Annotated in this window: 20 protein-coding genes; 12 read left to right on the top strand and 8 right to left on the bottom strand. The window is 67.4% G+C overall.

The genetic code is table 11. The features are described from left to right. Positions 1 to 13: 13 nt before the first annotated feature. The 8 genes from HPY32_RS10615 to HPY32_RS10580 all read left to right on the top strand — a co-directional run bounded on the left by HPY32_RS10615 (position 14) and on the right by HPY32_RS10580 (position 7,142). On the top strand, positions 14 to 904 hold the full coding sequence (locus tag HPY32_RS10615; protein ID WP_067590659.1) for a helix-turn-helix domain-containing protein: 891 nt from the start codon (positions 14 to 16) through the stop codon (positions 902 to 904). Then, complete coding sequence (locus tag HPY32_RS10610) at positions 901 to 1,107, top strand: DUF397 domain-containing protein (protein ID WP_067590662.1); 207 nt, start codon at positions 901 to 903, stop codon at positions 1,105 to 1,107. The genes HPY32_RS10615 and HPY32_RS10610 overlap by 4 nt, the downstream gene beginning before the upstream one ends. Before the next feature lie 50 nt (positions 1,108 to 1,157). Beyond that, on the top strand, positions 1,158 to 1,364 hold the full coding sequence (locus HPY32_RS10605; protein ID WP_067590664.1) for a DUF397 domain-containing protein: 207 nt from the start codon (positions 1,158 to 1,160) through the stop codon (positions 1,362 to 1,364). 309 nt (positions 1,365 to 1,673) lie between these two features. Next, positions 1,674 to 2,939 carry a delta-60 repeat domain-containing protein gene (locus tag HPY32_RS10600; protein WP_082871884.1) on the top strand — a complete coding sequence of 422 codons (1,266 nt, stop codon included), beginning with the start codon at positions 1,674 to 1,676 and terminating at the stop codon, positions 2,937 to 2,939. 97 nt (positions 2,940 to 3,036) lie between these two features. Further along, positions 3,037 to 4,443, top strand: coding sequence for a family 2B encapsulin nanocompartment shell protein (locus HPY32_RS10595; RefSeq protein ID WP_067590670.1), 1,407 nt, complete (start codon positions 3,037 to 3,039; stop codon positions 4,441 to 4,443). 2 nt (positions 4,444 to 4,445) lie between these two features. Next, entirely contained in the window at positions 4,446 to 5,213 is a 768-nt protein-coding gene (locus HPY32_RS10590; protein ID WP_156674571.1) for a bestrophin-like domain, read from the top strand. Positions 5,214 to 6,037: 824 nt separating this feature from the next. Continuing rightward, positions 6,038 to 6,313 (top strand): hypothetical protein, encoded by a 276-nt coding sequence (locus HPY32_RS10585; protein ID WP_067590673.1) that lies wholly within the window; start codon positions 6,038 to 6,040, stop codon positions 6,311 to 6,313. 40 nt (positions 6,314 to 6,353) lie between these two features. Then, positions 6,354 to 7,142: a bestrophin-like domain gene (locus tag HPY32_RS10580; protein WP_067590675.1), complete on the top strand. Its 789-nt coding sequence runs from the start codon at positions 6,354 to 6,356 to the stop codon at positions 7,140 to 7,142. A 30-nt stretch (positions 7,143 to 7,172) separates the two neighbouring features. Here the strand turns inward: HPY32_RS10580 and HPY32_RS10575 are convergent, their stop codons facing one another. After that, the gene (locus tag HPY32_RS10575; protein WP_067590677.1) at positions 7,173 to 8,210 is read right to left on the bottom strand and encodes a fatty acid desaturase family protein; all 1,038 of its coding nucleotides are present in this window, start codon (positions 8,208 to 8,210) and stop codon (positions 7,173 to 7,175) included. 33 nt (positions 8,211 to 8,243) lie between these two features. Then, positions 8,244 to 8,954 carry an MBL fold metallo-hydrolase gene (locus HPY32_RS10570; protein WP_067590682.1) on the bottom strand — a complete coding sequence of 237 codons (711 nt, stop codon included), beginning with the start codon at positions 8,952 to 8,954 and terminating at the stop codon, positions 8,244 to 8,246. 109 nt (positions 8,955 to 9,063) lie between these two features. Between HPY32_RS10570 and HPY32_RS10565 the strand changes: the two genes are divergently transcribed. Genes HPY32_RS10565 through HPY32_RS10555 form a run of 3 tightly spaced genes read left to right on the top strand, consistent with a single transcriptional unit; the run spans position 9,064 to position 13,350 of the window. Next, a complete protein-coding gene (locus HPY32_RS10565) occupies positions 9,064 to 10,425 on the top strand; it encodes an NAD(P)/FAD-dependent oxidoreductase (protein ID WP_171982778.1) in 1,362 nt (453 codons plus the stop codon). A 32-nt stretch (positions 10,426 to 10,457) separates the two neighbouring features. Then, entirely contained in the window at positions 10,458 to 12,260 is a 1,803-nt protein-coding gene (gene glsA, locus HPY32_RS10560) for a glutaminase A (protein ID WP_373686625.1), read from the top strand. 37 nt (positions 12,261 to 12,297) lie between these two features. Beyond that, complete coding sequence (locus HPY32_RS10555; protein ID WP_171982777.1) at positions 12,298 to 13,350, top strand: MerR family transcriptional regulator; 1,053 nt, start codon at positions 12,298 to 12,300, stop codon at positions 13,348 to 13,350. A gap of 25 nt (positions 13,351 to 13,375) precedes the next feature. Here HPY32_RS10555 and HPY32_RS10550 read toward each other — a convergent pair whose 3' ends face one another. From HPY32_RS10550 to HPY32_RS10525, 6 genes are all read right to left on the bottom strand, one after another. After that, the gene (locus HPY32_RS10550; protein ID WP_067590687.1) at positions 13,376 to 13,744 is read right to left on the bottom strand and encodes a hypothetical protein; all 369 of its coding nucleotides are present in this window, start codon (positions 13,742 to 13,744) and stop codon (positions 13,376 to 13,378) included. A gap of 361 nt (positions 13,745 to 14,105) precedes the next feature. Continuing rightward, positions 14,106 to 15,482 (bottom strand): IS1380 family transposase, encoded by a 1,377-nt coding sequence (locus HPY32_RS10545; protein WP_067590689.1) that lies wholly within the window; start codon positions 15,480 to 15,482, stop codon positions 14,106 to 14,108. Positions 15,483 to 15,615: 133 nt separating this feature from the next. Further along, positions 15,616 to 16,398, bottom strand: coding sequence for an acyl-[acyl-carrier-protein] thioesterase (locus HPY32_RS10540; protein ID WP_082871561.1), 783 nt, complete (start codon positions 16,396 to 16,398; stop codon positions 15,616 to 15,618). A 30-nt stretch (positions 16,399 to 16,428) separates the two neighbouring features. Continuing rightward, positions 16,429 to 17,859: an MFS transporter gene (locus HPY32_RS10535; protein ID WP_067590691.1), complete on the bottom strand. Its 1,431-nt coding sequence runs from the start codon at positions 17,857 to 17,859 to the stop codon at positions 16,429 to 16,431. Next, positions 17,856 to 18,551, bottom strand: coding sequence for a tRNA-dependent cyclodipeptide synthase (locus HPY32_RS10530; protein WP_067590692.1), 696 nt, complete (start codon positions 18,549 to 18,551; stop codon positions 17,856 to 17,858). The genes HPY32_RS10535 and HPY32_RS10530 overlap by 4 nt, the downstream gene beginning before the upstream one ends. 1 nt (position 18,552) lies before the next feature. Next, positions 18,553 to 19,374, bottom strand: a complete 822-nt coding sequence (locus tag HPY32_RS10525; protein ID WP_067590696.1) for a 2OG-Fe(II) oxygenase — start codon at positions 19,372 to 19,374, stop codon at positions 18,553 to 18,555. A 192-nt stretch (positions 19,375 to 19,566) separates the two neighbouring features. On the opposite strand from HPY32_RS10525, the gene HPY32_RS10520 reads away from it, so the two are divergent. Beyond that, the gene (locus HPY32_RS10520) at positions 19,567 to 20,379 is read left to right on the top strand and encodes a DUF1460 domain-containing protein (protein WP_067590699.1); all 813 of its coding nucleotides are present in this window, start codon (positions 19,567 to 19,569) and stop codon (positions 20,377 to 20,379) included. Positions 20,380 to 20,470 lie beyond the last annotated feature (91 nt).

Below are 20,470 nucleotides of genomic sequence, written 5' to 3'. Positions count from 1 at the left end.
GTGAGGATAAGAAATGACCGATGCCGGAAGCACTCTCGCGCGCCGGGCGCTGGGCCGCGAGCTGCTGCGTCTGCGGACGAAGAACGATCTCACCAAGGCCGATGCCGCCCGGGCGGCCGAGGTGTCGCCGCAGTCCATCGGGCGGACCGAGGAGGGGCTGGCCACCCGGATCACGGCCCTCCAGACCAATGCCCTGTGTAATCTGTTCGGGGCCACCAAGGAGGAGCGGAAGATGCTCCTGGGCTTGGTTGCCGAGATCCGGTCCACGGAGAAGAGCAAATACGGTTGGTGGCGAGCCTATCTCGATCAGCTCGCGGACGACTTCAATCATTATTTGGCTCTGGAGGATGCTGCTCGCCGTCTGACGGCTTGGCGGGTGACCATTATTCCTGGACTGCTTCAGACGCCTGAGTACCGACGAGCAATCGCTTGGGCAGAGTCACCCAACGCCCCCGCCGAAGATATCGAGAAGCGAATCGAATGGGCAACGAGAAGGCAAGCGCGCCTGGAGGATCCGAACTTCACTCTCGACGTGTTCTTGTCAGAGGCCGTCCTGCGCGACGAGGTGGGCGGTCCGGCGGTGATGAACGATCAGCTGCGCCATCTCGTGAATATGTCCGAACGGCCTAATGTTTCGATGCGCATTGTCCCCCTGGGCGGCCCCACCAATCTCGGTAGCTACGTCGGATCGTTCAGCTATCTGGAGTTCCCGGCCCTGGGCGAGTCCAAGCACGTCGAACCACCGATCGTGTACATCGAGGAGTACGCGGGTGATCTCTACCTGGACCGCGAGGGAGAGGTGGCGCGTTATGAACGCGCGCTCCAGGCCATCGGCCGTGTAGCGTTGGATCAAGACCAGTCCAGGCGAGAGATCCTGGAAGCAGCTGAGGAGTATGCCGAATGAGCATCGACTTATCCGGGGCGAAGTGGTTCAAGTCCAGCCGCAGCGGCTCGATGAAGGATTGCGTCGAGATCGCACACCTGAACCAAGGTCATATAGGCGTGCGCGACTCGAAGAACCCCACAGGCCCGGCGCTCGTCTTCACCCCCACCGAGTGGGACGCCTTCACCGCGGGTGTCAACGGCGGGGCGTTCGACCGAGCCTGACCCATCGAAAAGCCCTGCCGGACAACCGGAAACAGCTGAGGAGCATGCGAATGAGCATCGATCTATCCGGGGCAAAGTGGTTCAAGTCCAGCCGCAGCGGTCCACAGAAGGACTGTGTAGAGATCGCACACCTGAACCACGACCATGTAGGCGTGCGCGACTCGAAGAACCCCACAGGCCCGGCGCTCGTCTTCACCCCTTCCCAGTGGGATGCCTTCACCACCGACGTGCAGCACGGGGAGTTCGACCGCACCTGACCATGTGAGCCTCCCTCGAGAAGCCCCACCGGACACCACGATCCGGTGGGGCTCTCTTATGCCCAGCCGTTGCATCCGGACCGGTTGGTAATAGCCAGCCGTGATCTGCAACGTGTTCATACCGCACCGTCGATGATCGTTCGGGGCGATACTGTTTCTGCTCACTCCGAGTTTGCTGATCGCTCGCTCTACCGTCCCCAGTCTCTACCGTCCTCAGTCATCGATGTGAAGCGAGGTAGCCGGATGCTGTGTGCACCACGATCGAGATTGCTGTGCCGATCGGTTTTCGGCGTAGTAGCCGTGCTGGCGATGGCCTCGTGTTCGAGCTCGCACTCCACATCGGCCGGGGCCGGGGCGGGGACGCTGGACCCTGGATTCGGGTCCGGCGGCAAGGTAACCACCGATCTCGGTTCGCGCGACGACCGCGCCCGTGCCGTGGCGGTCCAGCAGGACGGCAAGATCGTCGCGGTGGGCACGACCCGGGATCCGGGCCAGGGCGACAATTTCGCGGTCGTGCGCTACGAGACAGACGGCAAGGTCGACACCACATTCGGCGACGGCGGCAGGGCCGCCACGGACTTCGGCGGCAAGGCCGATATCGCCAATGCCGTTGCCCTGCAACAGGATGGCAAGATCGTGGCGGCGGGCACCAGCCACGGGACCGACACGGGCGACAATATTGCCCTGGCCCGCTACACCGCCGACGGCAAACTCGACACCGGATTCGGCGACGGCGGCAAGGTTTCCACCGACCTGGGTACCAAGGCCGATCACGCCAATGCGGTCGCGGTCGAGCCCGATGGAAAGATCGTGGTCGCGGGGTCGGCACACGATCCGGCGCAGGGCGACAACTTCGTGGTCGTGCGCTACACGAGCGACGGCAAACTCGACCCCGCCTTCGGCGAGAACGGCAAGGTGTCCACCGATTTCGGCGGGAAGGCCGATGCCGCCAATGCCCTTGTCCTCCAGCCGGACGGCAAGGTCGTGGCGGCGGGCACCAGCCACGGCACCGACACCGGCGACAATATTGCCCTGGCCCGCTACACCGCCGACGGCAAACTCGACACCGCGTTCGGCAACGGCGGCAAGGTGTCCACCGACCTGGGCACCAAGGCCGACCACGCCAATGCCGTCGTGCTCGAATCCGATGGAAAGATCGTGGTCGCGGGGTCCACGCAGGATCCGGGGCAGGGCGACAACTTCGTGCTCGTCCGCTACACCGCCGACGGCAAGCAGGACACCGCATTCGGCGAAAAGGGCAAGGTATCAACCGATTTCGGCGGTAAGGCCGATATCGCGCACGGCTTGGCGCTCGCTCCCGGCGGCGCACTGGTCGTCGCTGGCACCAGCAGCGGGACGGCCACCGGCGATAATGTTGCTGTCGCCCGCTACACCGCCGACGGCAAACTCGACACCGGATTCGGCAGCGGCGGAAAGGTTTCCACCGATCTTGGCACCAAGGCCGACCACGGCGATGCGGTGGCCGTGCAGCCCGACGGCAAGATCCTCGTGGCCGGTTCCACCGCGGACCCGGTGCAGGGCGACGAATTCCTCCTGCTGCGCTACCAGGGATAGCCAGCTCCAAATATCGGAAATCACCACCGCACAACACTTCTCGATCGGTGTCGTGCGCGCTTTTCGCCTGCCCATTTTCTCGAGATGAGGATCACCCATGACGATCGCACTGCCAGCCCAGCGGGACAATCAGGCCCGCAAGAGCCTCAGTACCGGTGCCGCGCATCAATTGGCGCACACCACCAAGTCCGAACCGCAGATGCAGGGCATCACCTCCCGATGGCTGACCCGCATGCTGCCGTGGGTGCAGGTCGACGGCGGTATCTACCGGGTCAACCGCCGACTGACCCACACGCTGGGCAATGGTGAGGTGGAATTCGTCGTCGACGGGTCCCGAGCCAGGGTGATTCCGTGGGAGCTCACCGAACTTTCGCAATTGCGGGGCTTCGACGACGAGGAGATACTGAGCGCGCTGGCGCAACGCTTCGAGCAGCATGATCTCGATCCCGGCGTGGTGGTGGCCGAATTCGGTAACCCGATGGATCGGGTCGTGCTGGTCGTGCACGGCAAGCTGAGCAGGCTCGGTGTCGGTGAATTCGGCGAACAGACCAGGCTCGGCATGCTGGGCGGCGGCGATTTCTTCGGCGACGCCATGCTGACAGACGCCGATGCGGTCTGGCCGGTCACCGTCAAAACCGTCACTCGGACAACGATGCTGGTGCTGCCCCGGCGGTCGCTGGAGCAGATGCTCGAAGACACGCCCGCGCTGCGCGAGCAACTGTCCCGCGCCGCCGCCGAATTCGCCGCACCGCAGAATGCCAAGGGCGAGGCCGAGATCGAGATCTCCTCCGGGCATTCCGGCGAGCCGCTGTTGCAGGGCACCTTCGTCGATCTGGACGCCTCCCCGCGCGAGTACGAGCTCAGCCTGGGACAGAGCGTGCTGCGCATCCACACCCGCGTCGCGGACCTGTTCAACGAGCCGCACAACCAGATCGAACAGCAGCTGCGGCTGACCATCGAGGCCCTCTACGAACGCCGCGAACACGACCTGGTGAACAACACCGACTTCGGGCTGCTGCACAACTGCGATCTCAAGCAGCGCATCTACTCCGAATCGGGCGCGCCGACGCCCGACGATATGGACGATCTGCTCGGCATGCGGCGCAGTACGAAACTGTTTCTGGCCCACCCGAAGGCGATCGCCGCATTCGGGCGCGAATGCAATAGGCGGGGACTGTACCCGGACCCGGTCGAGGTCGAGGGGCATCGGGTGCCCGCGTGGCGGGGGGTGCCGATCTTTCCGTGCAGCAAGATCCCGGTCAGCGACACCCAGACCACCTCCATTCTGGCCATGCGCACCGGCGAACAGGACCAGGGCGTGATCGGCCTGCACCAGACCGGAATTCCGGACGAATACGAGCCCAGCCTCAATGTCCGCTTCAAAGGCATCGACGACCAGTCGATCATCTCCTACCTGATCAGCTGCTACTACTCCGCCGCCGTGCTGGTGCCCGACGCGCTCGGGATTCTCGACAATGTTCTCGTCGCCCGGCAGGCGGAGTGATCGTGGGAATCGTCCAGGAGATCGGTATCGCAAGTGGCATCGCCGCGTTCGCGGTGATGGTGTTCCTGGTCGGGGCTCGATTGCGGCCCGCCACCTGGCAGCAGACCGGCGAGGAGGCCGCGGGCACACCGGTTCTCGACCTGAGCAAGACGTTCTTCACGGCGGTCGTCGCGTTCATGGTGGTGCTGTGCTGGCAGCAGTACGACGCCGCGCGCCGCACCACCACCAGCGAGGCTAACGCACTGCTCGATGTGTACTGGATCGCGCACGAGATGCCCGACCCGGAACACCATCGGATTCAGGAACTGCTGCACGACTATACGGTGGGCATCGTCGAGACCGAGTGGCCGGTAATGAATCACGAGCGTCGGCTGAGCCAGCGGACGCAGCACACATTCGACACCCTGCGCGATGCCGTGGAGTCGGCGCACCCGGTCGATCCCTACGCCAGCAATCTCCGCGCCAGCGCCCTGACCGGGCTCGCGCAGGCCGCCAAGGCCCGGCAGGACCGCGCCGTGGCCACCCGGCAGGGAATTCCCCCATTCCTCTACGCGCTCCTGTATTTCAGCGCCACCATGATGCTGCTCAGCCCGGTGCTGTCCGGGGTGCGCGTGGGTCGGCGCAGCATCATGATGATCACGCTGCTCGGCGTGGTGGTCGGCTCGGCCATCGTGGTAATCCACAACCTCGACCACCCGTTCTCCGGCAACTACACCGTCCCCAAGGATGCCTTCGAATCGGCGGTATCGCGCTACGCGAACATCTCGTGAATGAGGCAGAGATGGTTTCCCGAAGAGTAACAACGCTTCTCGCCGCCGCGGCCATCACCTGGCTCCCGGCGAGCGGGCTTGCAACCGCCGATCCCCCCGCCGGGTGGGAGCCGCTCCCCCATGCCCTCCCCGGCCCCGCAACCGGCAGCACCCTGCCGGAAACCGGCCTCGCCAGCGGCAGCGCCGGACTCGACACGGAACTGAGCTTGGGCCCGCCGAGCGGCAGCGCCCAACCCGGTCCCCACTGGCCCAACCTGGGCAGGCCCTTGGGCAGGGCTCGCGCCGCCGATCCCGACGCCAATGTTGCTCGGGCCGAATCGGATCCGCACACCGACATCGATGTGCGGCCGAACCCCTCCGCCAACGCGACCACGCTCGACGCGGGAGTACTACCGCTGTGCCTGGCCAGCGCCGCTACCGGAAGCGCGGCGATCGGAAGCGCCGCTGGCAGCGCAGCCATCGGAAGCGCCGCTGCCGGAAGCGCGGCTGGCAGCGCTGACGTAGGGAGCGCCTCAGTTGGAAGCGCGGGCGGTAGCGCCACTCTCGGTAGCGCTCTCGGTAGCGCTGCTCTCGGTAGTGCCGCCATTGGGAGTGCAAGCGGAAGTGCTTCCGCTGGAAGCGCTCTCGGCAGTGCGGTCGGTTTGCTCGGGGCGGGGCTCGGTAGTGCTGTGGGGAGTGGGTCGGGGGGACCGGCGCTTGTTGGGGGCGGATCATCTGGTGGGAGTGCTGTTTTCGGGAGTGCGGCCATCGGGAGTGCTGCGGTCGGGAGTGCTGCTACCGCGGCCGCGCTGGCGTGTCTGCTCGCTCTCGGCGGTCCGCCGCCCGTGCCGCTGAGGGACCCCGGTCTGCCGCTGCTCGTCGGCGCGCCCGCTCCCCCGCCGCATCCCGCGACCGTCATTGCGACGCCTCCGCCGGTTGCGCCGGTCATCGAACCCCGCATTCCGCTTGCGGCGCAGCCGGTGCGACCCGCGCAGGCGCACAGTGCCGAATCCGAGATCGAAACGGATTCTTGGAATTTCACCGAATGGGTGACGGTGCTGCTGGTGGTCGTCGTTATCGCGACCGGGGCACCCGCTGTCGGCCGCCGCAGGCCGAGCTGACCCTTCTCGTCGTCATCAGTCCTCCAGCCTGGGAGTCACCGTGTTCACCTGGATTTATGGGTTGCCGTCGTGGTTGTCGTTCATCATCATCGCCGGGGTGGTGGTGCTCGTGACGTGTGTGAGCGTCCTGATCACCCGGCCTGCCGTGCGGAAGGTCTTCGGTGACCAGCACGGCATGAACGAGATGGTCACCATGGTGCTCACCGTGGGTGGTGTCTTCTACGGCCTGCTGCTCGGGCTGACGGCGGCGGCGACCTATCAGTCCTACGACACGGCGGGCAGCGTGGTGTCCGACGAGGCCGCCGCGCTGGGCACCCTGTACCGGGAGGTGTCGGCCTATCCGGACCCGCAACGCACTGTGCTGCAAAGGGATCTGATCGACTACACCGACAATGTGCTCAATGTGGCGTGGCCCGCGCTACAGAACGGCGTCGAGCCGATGGGTGGCACCGCGCTGGTCACCCGGTTCCAGCAGCACATGCTCGACTTCCAGCCGCACACCGAGGCCGACAAGATCGTGCACTCCGCCGTCATCACCCAGTTCGCCCAGTTCGATCAGGTTCGGCGGCACCGCATCAACGATTCCTCCGGCGGCATTCCGACCGTGCTGTGGGTCGTCATCATCATCGGCGCCTCGGTCAATATCGCACTCATGTGCCTGTTCGTCTTCGAGCACCGCACCGCGCATCTGCTGCTGGCGGGCCTGTTCGCCTTCTTCCTCGCCACCATGATCTACCTCATCGCCGCAATGGATTTCCCCTTCCGCGGCGACCTCAGCATCAGCCCGGAGCCGTTCCACACCATGTACACCAACGTCATGGGCCACTGAGATCGCCGCGAATAGCCAAGGCGGCAGGGATCATCCGTTGCGGATCGGGGCGCCGACGCGGTGGAGGTGGCCGAGCGCTTCGATGTGCGAGGCCACGAAACCCGTTTCGTGATACGGCAATCCGAGTTCGAGGCAGTAGGTGCGCACCAGCGGTTGCACCGCGCGCAGGCCCGGGGTCGAGATGCTCGGGAAGAGGTGGTGTTCGATCTGGTAGTTCAGGCCGCCCATCGCGATGTCGATGAGCCAGCCGCCGCGCACATTACGGGTGGTCAGCACCTGCTTGCGCAGGAAGTCGAGCCGGGCGCCGGTGGTCAGGGTCGGCATGCCCTTGTGGCCGGGCGCGAAGACGCAGCCCATGTACACGCCGAACAGGCCCTGGTGAATCGCGATGAACAGCAACGCTTTACCCGGCGAGAGCACCCACGCCACGGCGGCCAGGTAGAGGGCGAAGTGCGCGAACAGCAGGGCCGCCTCCAGCCCGCGCTGCTTCATCCACGGCTCACGCAGCGCGCGGACACCACCCACATGCAGATTGATGCCCTCCAGCAGCAGTAGCGGGTAGAACAGCAGGGCCTGCCACCGGCCGACGAAGCGGACCAGTCCGCGGCTGTCGCGCGCCTGATCGAGCGACCACACCAGAATGTCCGGGGCGACATCGGGATCGAGGTCCTCGTGGTTGGGGTTGGCGTGGTGGCGGGTGTGCTTGTTCATCCACCAGCCGTAACCCAGACCGATGGCCAGATTTCCCACCACCCGGCCCAGCGCATCGCTGATCCACCGCTGCCCGAAAACCTGGCGATGCGCGAGATCGTGTCCAATAAGGGCGATTTGAGCGAAGACAATCGCGCACCCCCCGGCGACGACGAGCTGCCACCACGAGTCTCCCAGCGCGAAAAAGCTTGCCCATCCGGCGATATAGAGCCCGAAGACGGCGGCGAGCCGTACCGTGTAGTAGAGGGGGCGGCGCCGAAAGTGCCCGGCCCGGCGGACATCGGCCGCCAATCGACTGAAGTCGCTCGCGTGGGGCGACTCGAAGGAAGAGGGGGCCGCGCCCGGTGCATAACTCATGCGGCAATCATACGCATGTTTTAGACATTTGTTCTATACAAACGTCTTATACCAAGGTGTTCCGTGCCCGGGCACGAGCAATGTGGGTGATGTGTCGAGTAGGGATTTCGCGGTGCGCCGGGTGAGCGATTCGTCGTGGTTGAACACGGTGGGCAGCGGCCGTGGCCCGGTGTCGCGGAGCAGGGGGTGGCCGGTGACGAGCGCGTCGCCGCTGAACAGGATTCCCTCGGACGGCATGAGATAGGCGGTGTGGCCGCTGGTGTGACCGGGTGTCGGGACGGCGACGAAACCGCCCGGCAGTGCCGCGAGGATGTCGTCGTCGTAGGCGGTGGCGGTGGGCACGGTCATGCCGATGCGCCCCTGCACCGCGCGCAGTGTCTGGGCCACCCAGCGCGGCCCGCCCCGGGTGAGCAGCTGGCCGACCATCTCCGAAGGGCTGATCTGCTGGAGGAATTCGCGGCGGGCGTGCGCGGCCTCGCGGGCTCCGGTGTAGACGGGGACGCCGGTGCGTTCGACGAGGGTGGGGATGGCGCCGATGTGATCGAGGTGCGCGTGGGTGAGCAGAATCGCCGCCAGGTCGGCCGGGTCGTGGCCGATGCCGCGAATGGATTCGATCACCGCGTCGGTATCGCCGGGGTATCCGGCGTCGATGAGCGTGACGCCGGAGCCGTCGGTGACCAACGACCAGTTGACGTTGGTCCCGGTGACGACGTAAACGGTGTCGGCGACCTGGTCGATTTTCATGCCGGTATCCCGTCTGCGCTGATGTGATGTCCGATGACCGTACCCACCCGGTGTCTCGTCTGCGCATCGAAGAGCGCTCGCGCACAGCCCGAGTCGTTAGGGTGGCACCATGGCACCCACGAAGATCGTGATCGTCGGCGGTGGTTTCTCCGGCGTCGAGTGCGCCCGGTATCTGGAACGCCACCTGCGGCCGGAGGAGGCGTTCGTCCAGCTCGTGACGCCCGACGCCGGTCTGCTCTATCTGCCGCTGCTGCCGCAGGTCGCCTCGGGGGTGCTCAATCCGCGCTCGATATCGGTGTCGCTGCGGCGGGTGCTGCGCCGCACCGAGGTGGTTCCGGGCATGGCCATCGGGGTGCATCCGGTGACCCGGCAGGTGGTGGTGCGCCGCTCCGCGGGCGGCGAATGCGCCCTCGACTACGACCATCTGGTGCTGGTTCCGGGCAGCATCACCCGCGTGCTCGACGTGCCGGGGTTGCAGGAGCACGGGTTCGGCGTGAAGACCTTGGCCGAGGCCATGTTCCTGCGCGACCACGTGCTCCAGCAGCTGGATGTGGCGGCGGTGCGGGGCGAGGAGGACGAGGATCGCGAGCGGCTGAACTTCGTCACCATCGGCGCGGGCTACGCCGGAACCGAGACCACCGCGGTGCTCAACAAGGTCACCCAGGCCGCGGCCCGGCGCTATTTCCCGAAGCTGGAGTCGGGCATGGTGCGGTGGCATCTGGTCACCCACGGCGACCGGATCATGCCGGAGCTCGGCGAGCGGTTGCAGGCGGACGCGAAACGTCATCTGGCCGAACGCGGTATCGAGCTGATCTTCGGTGCTTCGGCGAAGGAGGTCACCGCGCACGGCGTGACGCTCACCAACGGCCGGACCATCCGGACTCGGACGGTGGTGTGGACCGCCGGTGTCGCGCCCAGTCCGCTGGCCGGACACCTGGGGGCGGACACCGACAAGGGCCGCATCGTCGCCGACGCCGATCTCGCCGTGCCGGGGATGACCGGCGTGTGGGCGTGCGGCGATGCCGCCGCGGTGCCCGATCTGGCCACGGGCGGCGGCGCCGTGTGCGCGCCCACCGCGCAGCACGCCATGCGGCAGGGACGCCATCTCGGCAAGAATCTGGTCGCCGAGCTGCGCGGCGGGCGGCGCGAGCCGTATCGGCATCCGGATCTGGGCATGGTGGTGGATCTCGGCGGCAAGGATGCGCTGGCCCGGCCGTTGAAGGTCGGATTGCGCGGTGTGCCAGCGCAATTCGTGACGCGCGGCTATCACCTGATGGCCTTGCGGACGATCGTCGCGCGGGCCCGGGTGGCCTTCGACTGGACCGTCCACGGGCTCAGCGGCGACGACTTCCTGCGTATCGGCTACGGCGACTACGGGACCCACACCATCGGCGGCTTCGAGCAGACGGGTTGCTATCTTCCGGCCGACGAGGTTCCGCCGATGCTCGACGCGCTCGGCGGGAAAGGGTGACGTCGTCCGTGGCGATTTCCCGGCCCGGCGTGGTGGCCGGGATCGTCGACGACGTCTACCGGCTCTGCCTCGCCGAACGGTCCGGTGAGTTGGCGGACTATATTCCGGAACTTGCTGCGGTGCAGCCGGATTCGTTCGCGCTGTGCCTGGCGACCGCCGACGGTCAGATCTACGGGAGCGGTGACGACACGACGTCGTTCACCATTCAGTCGATTTCCAAGCCGTTCACCTACGCGCTCGCGCTGGCCGACCGCGGTCCGGCCGCCGTCGCCGATCGCATGGATGTGGAGCCCTCCGGCGAGCCTTTCAACGAGATCAGCTTGGATCCGGTCACCGAGCGGCCGCGCAATCCGATGATCAACGCGGGGGCCATTACCGCGGCCTCGCTGATCGACGGCCGCGATCCCGCCGAGCGGTTCGACCGCATCGTGCGCTGCTACTCCCGCTTCGCCGGGCGTGATCTCACCATGAACGAGGCGGTCTACGCGTCCGAGGCGCGCACCGGATACCGCAATCGCGCCATCGGTTACATGCTGCGCTCGTTCGGCATTATCGACTCCGATCCGGACGAGGCCGTCGATCGCTACTTCCGCCAGTGCTCGGTCGATGTCACCTGCCGCGATCTCGCGGTGATGGCCGCGACGCTGGCCAATAACGGTGTCAACCCGCTCAGCCGGGAGCGGGCGCTCTCGGCCGCGCTGACCGAGCAGGTGCTCAGCGTGATGACCACGTGCGGCATGTACAACGCGGCGGGCGACTGGGTGACCACGGTCGGGTTGCCCGCGAAAAGCGGTGTGGGCGGCGGCATTCTGGCGGTGCTGCCGGGGCAGATCGGCATCGCCGTCTACTCCCCGCGCCTGGACGCGCACGGCAACAGCGTGCGCGGCGTGGCCGCCTGCCGGGAGCTGTCCAAACGACTCGAACTGCACTTCCTGCACGTGACCCGGGCCGCGCGGACGGCGATCCGGTCGGAGTACACGGTGACCCAGGTGCCGTCGCGGCTGCGGCGCAGCACCGACGAGATGGCGGTGCTGGCCGAGCACGGGCATCGGGCCCGGGTGTACGAACTCCACGGTGACCTGCTGTTCGCGGGCGCCGAGCGGGCCGTGCGCATCATCGAGGAGCAGGCGGGCGAGCTGGCGGCGCTGGTGGTGGATCTGCACCGGGTGGGTGAGGTGAGCGCGATCGCGGTGCGCATGCTCAACGGCCTGGAGGCCGAATTGGCCGCCACCGGTTGCCAAGTCGCGATTGTCGACCCGGATGGCAAGCTCGGGCACACGGTGTCGAGCCTGGACCCGACCGATCCGCGCGGGCGGGTGTTCGTCGACCGCGATACCGCCACCGAGTGGTGCGAGAACATCGTGCTCGCCGAGTACCGGCCCGCCGACGCACCCACCTGCACCTCGCTGTCGGTGGAGGACCATCCCGCGCTCGCCGCCCTGGGGCCCGTCGAATGTTCCCGGCTGGCAACGGAATTCGAGATCCGCACCATCGCCCGGGGCGAGATCGTCGCCGAACGCGGCAGCACCCGATCGGGCCTGTACCTGATTCTCGAGGGCCGGGTACGCATCGGCTTCGACGGAGCCGACGGCCGCAACCATCGCCTGGTGACCCTCTCGGCAGGCATGTCCTTCGGCGAAATCCCCATGCTCGTAGGCACTCCCTTCGCCAACGAGGTCCGCGCCGAAACCGCCCTCCGCCTCGCCGTCCTGCCCCCCACCCGCTTCGACCGCCTCACCAACCAGGCCCCCCACCTGAAACTGGCCCTCCTGGAACGCCTCGCGGCCAACGCCTACGCCCAAATGGACGCCGCAGTACGCGGCGGGGACTACTGATTGACTCTGCCCTATGGGCAGGATCCACCCTCGAGCTGTGGATGATCTACTGAGCATCGGCGAATTCGCCTCCCGATGTGGCCTGTCGGCCAAGATGCTTCGCTCCTACGCCGCCGCGGGGCTGTTGGTTCCCGCCGCTGTCGACGGCTTCTCGGGCTACCGCTACTACTCGCCCGGGCAGGTGCATCGGGCACGGGTCATCGCACTACTCCGCCGGGCCGGGATCGCGGTCGGCGACATCACGACCTTCTTCGCCGAGCCCGATCCGGCCCGGCTCGATCGCTGGGACCGCGATATCGCGGGCGCTTCGGCCGCCCGCCGCCGCGCACTGGCCCAGGCCCGGGCCGCACTGGCGATCGACCCGGCGCCACCGTCGAAAGGACACCCCATGCCCCGCACCTTCCGCGCCGCCACGGCAACCCGCACCGGCGGACGCGACACCAACCAGGACTCCGCGCTCGCCCGCGAGGGACTGTTCGCGGTGGCCGACGGCTTCGGCGACCACGGCGACACCGCCAGCCGACTCGCCCTCGACACACTCGATTCCGCCTTCGCCGCCGACCACACCATCTCGGAATTGTTCACGGCCTGCCACGAAGCCAACCACCACGTCTGGCAGCTGGCCCGCACCGATGGCGGCGACCGGGCGACTGGCACCACCCTCGCCGCCCTGGCACTCACCACCGACGCCGCAGCCACCGTCCTGCATATCGGCGACTCCCGCCTGTACCGCTTGCGCCACCACCGCCTGACCCGACTGACCGAAGATCACACCGCCACAACCGAACTGATCCAACGCGGAGAACTCGCCCCCGACGACGCCCGAACCCACCCCCACCGCCACATCCTCACCCGAGCCCTCGGCGTCGCTCCCCACGTCGACATCGCCTACACCGGCCTGTCCTGCCAATCGGGAGACCGCCTACTACTGTGCACCGACGGAGTCTCCACCGCCCTGTCCCCCGACGAGCTGAAAACCCTACTCGCATCGCAGGTATCGCCCCAAGCCGTCGCCGATCAACTGGTCACCCGCGCAGTCGACCGCGAATCCGCCGACAACGCAACCACCGTGGTGATCGACGTCCGTTAACTCCCGGATCCGGGCGACGAACGGCTTACAGCGCCCCTTTCCCCTGGCCATAAGGCAGGGGGACGGGTTCGGCCAGGGCCTTGCCGTGGCGCAGGGTCAGTTCGAAGCGGGACGGGCCGATCAGGCGGGCCACGCACTCCGAGGCGCCGAACACTCGGGCCAGGCGTCTGGTGCGGTTCTCCCAGTCGGCGGGGCATTGGCCGGGGAGCATGCCCACCTGGAGCACGTCCTCGCCGCGGCCGATCGAGATCTGTTGCAGGACAGGGTATTTGGTACAGTCCGGATAGGTGACGGTCAGGTGGCAGTCGTCCAGCATCTGCACCCAGTGCCGTCGGTAGCGCCACCAGCCCAGGAACCGGTTGCGCGCCCGCCGGGTAACGAGTTCCTCGAACATCTCCGGAAACCTCCAGCGCCGTTGCACAGGGCGACTCGTCGCCTGGTGAATGGTGATCATCGGGCCACCACCTAGAACAAGACCAGTCAGCCGGTCGGATGGGTGTGAAGTTGCGGCCCTATATACCCCTATACCCAGTGTAGGCGGCCGGGTTCGCTCGGCACAGCGTGTCGGCGCGGTCATCCAGTCAACCGGAATTCACGCCGACCGTCGTTCAGCCCGAATCCACCGGTGTGGTTGTGAGTGGTCTGCGCGTCTGCGGCGCGCAGACCACGGGGTGTGAGGCGTGGGGTGGCCGCTGGTCTGTCCAGCTCTTCCACTGTTTGTCCTGGTCGGTCCGGGTTCGGACGTGGTTGATGGGTCAGGCCGCAGCAGGTGGGGCGTGGACGGTGTCGAACAGCTGTTGCCAGGCGTGTCCGGCGGGCCGGTCGGTGGGTAGATGCCAGATCTGTTGGCGCCCAGACGAAGCCAGCCGGGCAGGGACAGCGATGAGATCGGCGCGAATCGTCGCGGTGGTGGCCTTGGCGTGGAACACCGAGGCGATCGCGCCGGCGGCGCGGGTGAGGTTGTAGGCCAGGCACGCCAGCTGCAGCCAGGCGGCGTTGGCCGCGAACACACCGGAAGGGCAATGTGCCAGCGCTGAGCCCTTCAAATCCGCGATGACCTGCTCGACGATGGCATGGTGCCGGTGGGATTTCTCGGCGTCGACCAGCGGCAACGGTGAGTCGGTGAACACGGCGTGGAACCGGTGGGTGGCGAACAGTTCGCCCTGGCCCTGGGTGTGGCCGCTGCCCAGCCGCGGCACCCGTCGCACGATCAGCCACGCGGTGACGTGGCAGCGTTTCGGCTTGGACGTGAACGCGGTATAGCGGACGCGGCCGATCTCGGCATCGGAGATCCAGCACTGCCCGTCGGCATCCCACACCGCCTGCGGGTATTTGATGGGGATCCAATCGTTTTCGCTGATCGAGCTGATCGCGGCGCGAATCGAGGCATTCATGCGCACGGTGACCGAGAAATGCGCGCCCAACCCGTGGGCGGCCGCGACGACGTGTTCGGCGTAGAACGCCGAATCCGCCCGCACCACCAGCAGCCCCGTCGCACCCGCGGCACGAGCGGCCTTGACCGCCTCGGCGACGAAACTCGCCGCGCCACGTGCGGAGTTGACCGCCCCGCGCCGCAACCTCGCGGCCACGATCACCGGCCGCGCTATCGGTGTGGACACGCACGCGATCAGCGCATTCAACCCTTTGATCTTCGAATACCCGATCCCTGCACCCTGTTTGGCGTAGCCGTAGGTGCGGCGGATCGTGTCATCGATATCGACATAGGCGATCGCGTCGGCACCGGGCAGCAACGGCGCATGAGATGCCAACGCGGGCAGCGCTTTCCGGCACACCGCAGCCAGCTGCTGCACATGCCCGTGAGTGAACGCCCGCAGAAACGATCCCAGCGTCGACGGCGCCCGCACCCCGGCGAACGCCCTGCCCATCGCGCCGTGTCGCAACCGGCCCATCCCGTCGATCGTATCCGCACCAGCGACCATCCCGAACACCAGCGTCAACATCTTCACCACCGGCGACGCGCCCGCCGAGTTCGGCGACGACTTCCATCGCAGCAGCTCAGCAGACAATTCAGGCAACCCGCAGCGCTCGGCCAGCCGCACCACCGGCACCAGCCCCGCGAAACCGATCAGATTCGGCTCATCGAACCGAGCAGACACCGACCCCGCCGACATGACAGACTTCACCTCGGAGATGCACCTTCCAACCACATGATTCGAGCCTCGACAACCCGAATCATCGCAGCTGGCAGGGCATCTCCGTCCACTTTCTCAACCATCAATCACAACACGACCGGTGGATCCGGGCTCAGTGGTTACCGCATGGTTCGATGCGGGCCAATGTTCGGGCGCTGCCGTCTATTTCGAGTTGCACGTGCAGGATGGGGTCGTCGCGCCAGGCGCGGATCAGGACGTTGTCGCCCGCCATGACCGGGCCGACGTGCTCGACGATTACCCGGTGCGGGAGCCGTTGCGCTTCGGGGAAGCGGGCGAGGGCCTCCTCCACCGCTTCCCAGTGCACGGCATTGTTGACATGTCCGTAGTGGTCGATGTCGGTGACGCGCAGGGGAAATGGCCACAGCTCGCCGTCGGCGCCGGGGTGCTCGTGCAGGGCGGGACGCCAGCGCAGGCGGTGTTCCGTGGTGGCCGCGAGCATCGGGGCCATGAAACGGTCGCTCATGCGCGCCGGGCGGCCCGCGTCGATGTCGACGTGGATGAGGAACATCTCCGTCTCGATCAGGCCGCCGTTCTCGCTGCGAACCTGGATGCGCATATTGCACCAGCGATTCGACAGGGCGGACGGCCAGCGCCGCAGGTGAACCCGGTCGCCGAATTCGATCGGCCGCAGCACGTCGATGACGGTGCGGCGCACGATCCAGCCCGGGTGCAGATCGCCCTCCTCGACCACCGTCAGGTGGTCGTATCCGATGTCCTGGAGATACCGGGCCACCGCGTCGAGCCGCAGCCGCTGATCGCCGTCGGTGTCGCCCAGCCGCACCGGCCAGTGCTCATGAAACGCCAGACTCTCGTCCGGGCACGGCGACAGCGGAAACGCGATGTCTGCCAACCGGTCGACGGCGGCGGCGCTCATGAACGCTCCTTTCGCAGGTCACGCGCGAGCCTACCGACCGGACCGTTCGATCACCTCGCTCGACACGGATCTCTGGCCAACCGCGCCGGAATGTTGATCGTCGCGTCGCACCCGCGCGGTGAGCACGTTGGCCGTGAGCCCGAATGCCGCCACGATCAACAGCAGGACGGCCACGCGGAGCAGTCCCCCGCCGGGATGCTCCGATGCCGCGTAGAGACCGGCGGCGATCGCCGCGCCCAAGGCGCCGCCGAGGTTGTGGAACGTCCACGACGCGCCCACCGCGAATCCCGACTCGTCCCGGTCGACCGAGGAGAGCGCGGCGACGGTCGCCGGGGCGAGGATGCCCGCCCAGCCCGCCCCGAACAGGATCAGCGCGATCGACAGCACGAGCAGCGAGCCGGTGAACGCCGCGATCACGGTCACCACCGCGGACAAGACGAAGGCCGCGAATCCGAGGCGCAACGGTCCGGCCGGGCCGGTGCGGTCGACCACCTTGCCGACGCGCGGCGAGAGCACGGCCATCGTCACGCTCACCAGCAACAGGATCAGCCCGGTGGCCCGCGCGTCGAGACGATGTTCGGCCCCGAGGTAGGGCGGCAGCGCCACCAGGGCCGACGCGTAGAACGCCGCCAGAAAGAAGTCCGAGGACAGGGCGCTCACAAATTTGGGGTGGCGGAACAGATCCGGGCGCAGCAGCGGCGCGGCGGCCCGCCGCTCGACGATCACCGCCACCGCCGCGCCCACGATCGTGAGCACGGCGGCCACCAGGACCGGAACCGACAGCCAGCCCGTGGTCTCCGGCAGCGAGACGACCGCGACGGCGGCGGCCACGGTGACCGCCAACGCCGCCTGCCCGCCGAGGTCCAGTCCGACACCGGGATTCGCCGCCGGGCTCGGTACCGCGTACGCGATCGCCAGCAGCGCCAGCCCGCCCACGGGCAGGTTCAGCCAGAACACCGACTGCCAGCCCAGCGCGGGAACCAGCAGCCCGCCCAGCACCGGCCCGATGGCCAGGCCGACACCGTTGATCGCGTACAGCAATCCGATGGCGCGACCGCGCTGCCCGTCCGGGAACAACGATTCGACCAGCGTCGAGGTCCCCGTGTACAGCACGGCGCACGCCAGGCCCTGCACGAAGCGCGCGGCGATCAACCAGCCGATCGCGGGCGCCGCGGCGGCCCCCACCGACGCGAGGACGAACACCCCGAGTCCGGTGAGCAGCACCGGTTTCCGGCCCAGGGTGTCCCCGAGCCGACCCGCGGTGATCATGAACATCGCGAGGGCGGTGAGGAATCCGCCCATCACGAGCTGCGACACCGCGAGCGTGGTGTGCAGGTCCCGGGTGATCACCGGCAGGGCGGTGGATACGATGGTCAGGTCGATGCACCCGAGGAACGAGGCGACCGCAAGCCCCGCGAATCCCACTGTGCGCCGGGTGAATCCGATGTCGGTCGGGGTCATCGGGCGGAATTCCTCTTCTTGAAGCGCAGCGGGAGCCAGCTCGCGCCGGCGCCGTCGACGAACCGGTCGCGCGTGGCCCGCATCGCCACGGAGATCTGCTGGGGATAGATCACGTAGTCGAAACCCTCTCCCGCCCAGAGCGGTTGGATGATCGGGCACTCCTCGAGGAGATAGGTCAGGCAGCCGGCGCGCACCCGCTCGGGATCGTCGAGCGCCTCGGGGCCGCCGCGCCGGGCGACGAACCGATCGATGGTGGCCTCGATCGCGGACCGATATCCGGCATCGAATTCGTACGCCTGTCGCACCCGGGCGAGCAGCGACGGGTAGCGGCGATGGCTCAGGGCGTCGTCCCACCGCAGAACGGCTGTGTCCGTGTGGATCTGCGTCAGCAGGGGTTCGTTGCGGGCCAGCCATTGGTCACCGCGCCGCCGCGCCGATCCGTACGCCTCGGCGGCGGGCACGTCGAGATTGTGCCGCTGGAGCGTGTCCGCCACCGCGACGGTCACCTGACCGAAACCGCTGCGGTTGATGAGATCCACTGTGGCGCCCAGCTTCTCGCCCTCGTGGTAGGCGGCGCCCACGCTGACGAGCAGGATCGCCGTGCGTCCGGCGTAGTCGCCGCGCTCCCCCTTGAGGTCGAAGGCGGCCTTGTGCGACGCCGAGGCCAGCGGCGGTTCGAGAGTCGCGATCATCTCAGCTCCACACGGCCAGGGGCTCGCTGCCGCGAACACCGACGAACAGTCCGACCGTCACCCGCGGGCGATCCCCCGACGGGCGCACCGCGTGCACGCGCCGCGGATCGATGAAGATCGCCTCACCCACCTCGGGGTGGATCGTCACCGCGGGCGACCCGACCCGATCCCGGTCGATACCCCACACCCGCGCACCCGAAATCTCCCGATACTGTTCCTCGCTCGGATAGTCGTCCCAGATCTCGAGCTCACCCCCGGATTCCGGAACGTCGAGGTACACATTCACCGACAGCTGCCGCAGAATTCCCAGCGTCACCCCGTCGGGGAGGTTGCGCCCGACATTGTCGGTATGGGGCTCGAGGTCCACCCCGGCCCGCTGATACCGCACCACCCCGGCGAAGAACTTCCGACTCTCCGAGGCCAGCACGGTGGCGCCGGTCGGCCACACCTCGTCCAGCAGCAGCCGCAGCGTATCGGCCGGATACGGATACGGCTCGGCGATCCCGCGCACGGTGGCGAGATGGTCTCGGGCCTGCGCGAAGTACGCCTCCTGCTGCTCGACGCCGGAGGTCTCCGAGAACGCGTACCCGATCCGCCGGAACTGTGGATCGGTGGCCAGCGGCCCGTGGTCCTCCCGCCCGACGAACCGTTCCCGCAACCCGGTCAGCGCTGCACCCGTGACCGCGTCCCGGATGCGCAGCGCGAACACCTCCCCCTTCAACAACTTCAGCAGATGGTCGGCGGAGAACTCACGCCGCGTCGTCACCTCGATATGCGCCCCCGCGTCCACCCCGGACTGCACGGCCGATGCCGCATTACTCATCGAATCTCCCCAAGAAAGTGCTCACAGCAGTGGTCAAGCACCCGGAATCCCCCAGGCGCAGACCAGATTACGCAGCATGCCGCGCCGGGCGAACCATTCGGCTACGCGTGATTGCAACCCGACAAAACGGCCATCGGATACGGTAGATACGCCCCCCTGCTCGTTTGCTCGACCCCTTTTCGTGGAGGAAACTTGCGTACCCTCGCTCGCTTACTGCTGATCGTGCTGGCCCTGGCCGTCGGCACGGGACTTCCGAGTACGGCGGCGCTCGCCGCCCCCGACTACCCGAGCCTGGACGAGGCGACCGCGAGCAAGCTCGACGAGCTGCTGGCCGTGCGCCGGGCCGCGCCCGCGGGCATCTCCCAGGGCGATCTGATCGGCCTGCTCTCCGCCCGCTTCCTGGGCACCCCCTACGGCGCCGACATGCTGGTGGGCTCGGCGACCGAACCCGAGCGGCTGGTCGTCGATCTCCGCCGGGTCGACTGCTTCACCTTCCTGGACTACGTCCAGGCCCTCACCCGGTCGACCGATCGGTCGAGTTTTCTCGCCAACCTCGTCGAAACCCGGTACACCGACGGGAAAGTCGACTTCGCGCACCGAAAGCACTTCTTCACCGACTGGGCGGTAACGCCGAAAACCGCTGCCACGGATATCACTTCGAGCCTGACCCCGGCGGCGGTCACGGTGCCCGAACACCTCAACCTGAAGTCCGACGGCACCAACTACCTCCCCGGCCTGCCCGTGGTGGACCGCAACGTCACCTACATCCCGAGCGGTGCCGTGACCGATGCGGTTGTCTCCCAACTCCATACCGGCGACTACCTGGCCGCCTACGCCGACCGCCCCGGCCTCGACGTCACCCACGTCGGCATCTTCGTTCAAACCCCCGACGGCCCGATCTTCCGCAACGCCACCTCCCTGGCCGCCTACCAGGTGGTCGACACCCCCCTCACCGACTATCTGCGCACCGTCCCCGGCCTGGTTGTCCTGCGCCCCAACGGATAACGATGCCTGCTCGAACACGGGCAGCAGGAATACCGACGCGAACTCGCCGCGGCCCGTCGATCCGGATAGACTTTTAAGCGGAACGCTGCTC

Origin of the sequence: Nocardia terpenica, from assembly GCF_013186535.1 — a bacterium.
In the GTDB taxonomy this organism is placed as follows: domain Bacteria; phylum Actinomycetota; class Actinomycetes; order Mycobacteriales; family Mycobacteriaceae; genus Nocardia; species Nocardia terpenica.
Note: the sequence above shows the minus strand (reverse complement) of the source record. Positions and strands in the feature narration are given on the sequence as shown.